This is a genomic window from Streptomyces sp. NPDC007162, assembly GCF_040634175.1.
GTDB lineage: Bacteria > Actinomycetota > Actinomycetes > Streptomycetales > Streptomycetaceae > Streptomyces.
In genome coordinates this window covers 1-2079 of record NZ_JBEYFC010000904.1, presented here as the reverse complement: position 1 = coordinate 2079, position 2079 = coordinate 1, and the positions used below count along the sequence as shown (strand labels likewise).

Here is a 2079-nt window from a genome sequence, read left to right as displayed (position 1 = left end):
GAAGAAGGTGTCGGGAAGCGGACGCGTGAGGCCGTACTGGCGGAGCTGGGCATGGACAGTCGTGACGAGCGCTCTGCTCAGGGGCATGCCGAGCAAGGCCGCCGCGGGTGCCAGGACCGGCGCGGGCGTTGTCCCGTCGGAGCCGTCGAGCCATTGTGCGACGCCGTGGGTGAGGCGGGTGCGCAGCAGACTGGACTTGCCGCCGCCCGGACCTGCGATCACCAGACACGTCCCGTCACCGGCCAGGACATCGCCGGCCGGCCGCGGCGGGGAAGGGACGGCCGGAACCTCCTGGCGTACGACCTCCTGGCGTAGGTAGACGTGGGACAGGGGTGGCATGGTGCCGGGGGCGATCCCGGGGTACGGGTGCTCGGCGGAGGCTCGCCGGGCGGCACGCAGGTAGCGTTCCAGACCGGTTCCCACCTGGCTCAGTCGAGGGCGCTCACCCCCATAACGCTCCAGGAGATCCCCGAACCCGGGATCCCCGGCGAACGACCGGGCCGGGCACGCGTGAAGCCGGCGGTTCTCGAACGCCTCGTCGTCGTGGATGACGACCCCGACGAGGTGGTCGTGGCAGAAGACCGCGCTTCCGGAGGCGCCGCGCCAGGCCTTCGGGCCACCCGGCGCGGGCCCCTGGTCCAGGACGTACCGGTCCTTCTCACCAGCGCCCCCGCCCAGCAGGGGGAGCTCGCCACGCAGGTGTTCGACCGCATGCCGCCCGCCCGTGGCCGACGCCGACGGAAAGCCGAGCGCGTCGTACCGCAGAGGTTCGTCGCCCACCGGCGCTCCCCACCGGACCGTCCCCGGCACCTCGACGCAGTCGTCGAGCAGCAGCAGCGCCACATCACGACCGTCCGGGTGGGTCCAGCATGCCGACGCCGCACAGCGCCGGGTGCCGTCCTGCGGGTGCCCCACCCGCACGTCGATGCGAGGCCAGCAGACCCCCTGGTCGTCCTCGATCACGTGCCGGGCGGTGAGCACCAGCCGTGCCGACACGAGATAACCGCTTCCGGTTCGCCGGAATCCGGTCTCCTCCCCGCCCCGGACCAGGGCGACCCGCCGCCGGTCCACGTCAGCCTTCATCCTGCCAGGAACCTGATTGCGACCCGCTGATCTCGGGACTGTTCCCGCCCACCGCCCGGTCCTTGATCTGCAGTTTCAGCGTCAGCTTGTGCGACCGGGCCGACGACTGACCACCGCCTCCGCCCACCGTCGCCACTCCGAACTGCAGCTTCCCCTCGCCCTTGACGTCATCGCGCAGTTCCAGCAGCAGCTCCAGCTGCGCCTCCTGGATCTCGAAGGCGAACTGCTCCCCCGCCCCGCGGTCCTGGGCGTCGTACAGCTCCTGCCGCAGTTCCTCGAGCGCCGCCGCCAATCCGATCGTCGCCATGCAACTCCCCCTGGAAACCAGACTCGTGAAGAGCAGTGTGCCAACTGGCGACCATGACTGAGAACCGCCCGGAGCGTGCGGTGCGCGGAGCCCCGGCGCACCGGAGGTGAACCCCATGCGGGGCAGGAAGGCCCGGCGACACGGACCTACGGGTTTCGAACGGTGGACGGCGCAGAGGCACGGATCTCGCCGGCCCCGCGCCACCGACACGACCGACGGCGGCCTCGGCCGGCGTGCCACTGGTTTGCTTCAACCGCTAATTGATCACGACGTCGGCAGCAAATATTCGGGAACCCTGTTCCGGAAACAACCGTTCGTGTACTCTCAGCGCCGGGCTCAGCGTAGGACCAAGCGTTTGGGGGGAAACGTGGTTCCGTTAGGACCTGGTGGCTCGTTACGTCCCGGCGACACTTTCACGGGCGCACCGAACACGACGAGCTTACTTCTCGCAGAACTCACCAGAAATGGAAGGTCATCCTTCCGCCTCGCCTGTTCTCGGCTGACCACCTGGGAGCACCTGCTCGTCCAGCACGTACTGGGCAGGCAGGACGTCGAGTTCGTCACGGCACCGGCGCCGAACGCCCCGGGGGCCGTCCCCGTCACCCGGTCGGCGCTCGCCGGAGTGTCCTTCTGGGCCCCCGGTGAGCTGCCGGAACCCGGCGCTGAGCCGTTGGGCAGCCTGCTCGTAC

3 protein-coding genes are annotated in these 2079 nt (G+C 70.0%); all 3 read right to left on the bottom strand.

The annotated features are described in order from the left end of the window. Positions 1-1083 (bottom strand): trypsin-like serine protease (locus ABZ646_RS45635; protein ID WP_360533425.1); only part of this gene is annotated, 1083 nt, incomplete at its 3' end. Next, complete coding sequence (locus tag ABZ646_RS45630) at positions 1073-1390, bottom strand: trypco2 family protein (RefSeq protein ID WP_360533422.1); 318 nt, start codon at positions 1388-1390, stop codon at positions 1073-1075. The genes ABZ646_RS45635 and ABZ646_RS45630, both read right to left, overlap by 11 nt. A gap of 472 nt (positions 1391-1862) precedes the next feature. Then, a partial coding sequence (locus ABZ646_RS45625) for a hypothetical protein (RefSeq protein ID WP_360533419.1) occupies positions 1863-2079 on the bottom strand: 217 nt, incomplete at its 5' end.

What these genes read in the sequence shown, in the direction of transcription:
- ABZ646_RS45630 (WP_360533422.1), bottom strand. Translation starts at nt 1,390, where the DNA reads ATGGCGACGATCGGATTGGCGGCGGCGCTCGAGGAACTGCGGCAGGAG.